General features: G+C 38.8%; 1 protein-coding gene. It reads left to right on the top strand.

Annotated elements, in window-relative coordinates:
• Positions 1-2,609 (top strand): calcium-binding protein (locus tag BAZSYMA_RS09775; RefSeq protein WP_277621606.1); only part of this gene is annotated, 2,609 nt, incomplete at its 5' end.
• Positions 2,610-2,611: the final 2 nt, after the last annotated feature.

The following is a 2,611-nucleotide window of genomic DNA, read 5'->3' as shown; positions in this document are numbered from 1 at the left end:
CAAATAACACAAATAACACAAATAACACAAATAAGAAAAAGAAAAGGATTACTACCCCTGCTTTTAATATTCAAATCGATATTGGTGATGGAGAGCACGCTACTTTCTTTGGCGGCTCTACCAATGTAGACATTAAAGTTGGCAATGGCGCACACCACACACTTATGTATGGAGACAATAATATTTTAATTAGTATTGGTCATGCAGGAGACACCAATCGTTTTATTGAAATAGGAGGTTATCGCGCATTAGAAGGTGTGCAAATTTTAATAGGCACTAAAAATGTGGTGGTTAATCACGGTGTCAGGAATGATTTTATTATCGCAACCGACCCTTCTTTCCCTATGATTCCGTTTGTTAATCCTTTTGATGGATCGGCCAATGTTTTGGGCTCCTTACAAGATATGGCAGATATGAGTAACGCCGAACAAAATGCCCTATGGAGTTGGAAGAAAACCAAAAAGTTTGCAAAGGACATGAGTTCGCTGGATAAGAATAGTGACACCGACTATAAGAAGATTTTAAACCGTGGTGGACAAAACGAAGTGTCCGACACAGGGTTGAAATACGATATAGAAGCGACGCTCAATAAGCAAGCTAATAACTTTATGCAACGGAAAAGCAAGCGTCAGGAAGCAAACCAAAGCTTCAAAGAGAAGCTTAGTAACTTTAGCTTAAACCTTACGATTGGCGGACAAGGATCCGACATTCTTATTGGTAATGGTAATTTTAGTTTTATGTTTGGTGATACCGTCTCTTCTGTTTTAGATACTACTGTTGCTTCATTATTTGGTATCATGCAACAAGGATACACCTCAGATGGACAGCCAAAAACCACTTTTACCTACACACCAGGCAATGTAAAAACAAAACTTATCAACGGTATTCTCAGTAAGATGGCAGAGAAAGCAGAAGACACCACCTTTGGCGATATATTGGGCTATCAATACATTAATTCTGGTGAATTCTATAAAACCGAGACATCAACCCCTGATTTATCAATGTCAGATATGTTAAAAGAGTTGCTTGGCACAGTATCTGACACCTTTGATAACTCCATTCAAGCTATATCTGAACCAGCTCGTATTATTAATGCATTGGAATCTGGCGTAGAATCAACAAAAGATATGGGTGAAAACACGCTAGAGGCATTAGGGATCAAAGATAAAGATGATGACGACGATGACGATGACAATGACGACAATGACAGCGAAAATTCAAACAATGTTACCGGTGATAATGAAGAAAACTCAGATGGTACTGAAAAAAGCAACGAAGCCTTTGGCTTTAGTGGACTTAAACTACCCTCTTTATTTGATTTTTACGCGCCAAACTTATTTGAAACCCTTGGTAATCTACCAGAATTAGCAGAAACACTAGCCAGTAGTATTGCCATAGATTCTGCCAATATGAAAGATAAAGTAGTTGAGTTTTTCTCAGACATAGGATATATGACCAACGACGGAGATTTATTCTTCAATATAGGGGCTCAAAATTTTGCATGGGGCGGTGATGGTAAGGACTTGTTTGCTTTAATGGGTACCAACAACAATGTTTGGGGCGGTAAAGGAGATGATGTTGCTTATGTCATTGGCGAAGGCAACACCATTAGTGGCAACGAAGGAGATGACAATGCAGTTTTTGTAGGTCAAAACCATATGTTTATTGGCGGTGAAGGCGATGACATTGGTGTTGCATCTGGTCGATACAATGTTTTATTTGGTGGCACAGGTGAAGATCAGCTTTGGGCATTTGGAGAAGGCGCCTATATTGCAGGCAACGAAGGGAATGATTACCTAGTATCCACTGGTAATTATGGCAAAATTTACGGTCATTCTGGCGATGATATCGGGGTTGTAATTGGTGCCTATAATGTAATGAGTTTAGGCGAAGGAGACGACCATGGAAAAGTATTTGGCAATAAGAATACCGTTTATTTGGGTGAAGGCAATGATGAATTAGAAGTTGCCAGTCACGACTCCCTCATCTTTGCTGAATCTGGCAATGATTCCCTGTATATGCATAAAAACTCAAGCAATAACAACATTGATGCAGGAAAAGGGGATGATTTACTGTATTTGGGTGGCACAAACAACATTGTTACTGGTGGCGAAGGAGCGGATGTATTTATGATTGGCAATGACAACCTATCCAGCGAACTTATCGTTGACAGTGAGGATTATATTGCATTTGATTTAGACAGTTATCAAGATGTAATGTATTATCGTCATAATGATAACGACCTTTTAATCAAACACCGTTCCTTTGCAGAAGCAGACGAATCCGATATTGATTATCAAGAGGACAATGCCGATGTTGGTATTTCCAAACAATATCGAGGTCAAGATGGTACTGTGTTAATTAAAGATTATTTTGCCGATAATAGCAGTACCGATGGTGCAAAAATTTGCGTTAATATCGATGCTGAAAATAACCGCTACCATTATTTGGATAAGGTACAAGTTAGTAAACTGGTTGAATATATGTCCTCTTTTGATTCATTCGCTGATACCGAAGGTGTGTCAGGATATGCGCAAGAGGTTAATCAATTATGGTCGGCGTCAAAGGTGGGTTATAATATGCCTGAGGTGATGAAAAATTTAATTTAATA

This window comes from Bathymodiolus azoricus thioautotrophic gill symbiont, from assembly GCF_001298715.1.
In the GTDB taxonomy this organism is placed as follows: Bacteria; Pseudomonadota; Gammaproteobacteria; order PS1; family Pseudothioglobaceae; genus Thiodubiliella.
The sequence above is the reverse complement of the archived record's forward strand: the minus strand, read 5'-3'. Positions and strand labels throughout refer to the sequence as shown.